The organism is Pantoea sp. SIMBA_079 (assembly GCF_046940275.1).
Taxonomy (GTDB): Bacteria; Pseudomonadota; Gammaproteobacteria; order Enterobacterales; family Enterobacteriaceae; genus Pantoea; species Pantoea borealis.
Window position 1 is genome coordinate 1 of sequence record NZ_JAWRYR010000223.1, and the last position, 277, is coordinate 277.

The 277-nt window shown below is 75.1% G+C and carries 1 pseudogene; it reads left to right on the forward strand.

From position 1 onward, the window contains the following. Positions 1–277 (forward strand): annotated as a pseudogene (locus SB719_RS19790) (alpha/beta hydrolase); the annotation flags it as partial.

Here is a 277-nt window from a genome sequence, read left to right on the forward strand (position 1 = left end):
GCGCAGGCCGCGCCCGAGACCGTGACGCTGTGGCCGGCCGGCCATCTGCCGCAGAACGTGACCGGCCCCGAGCAGGTCGGCACCGAAGGCAGCGCGCTCGGCGCGGTGACGCGCGTCGTCGAGCCGCGCATGGAGATCTACCGGCCCGCGCAGCCCAACGGCACCGCGGTGCTGATCCTCGGCGGCGGCGGCTTCTTCCGCATCCAGGTCGGCACGGCCGCGGCGCCGATGGCGCAGTGGCTGTCGTCGATCGGCGTCACCGCGGCGGTGCTGTACT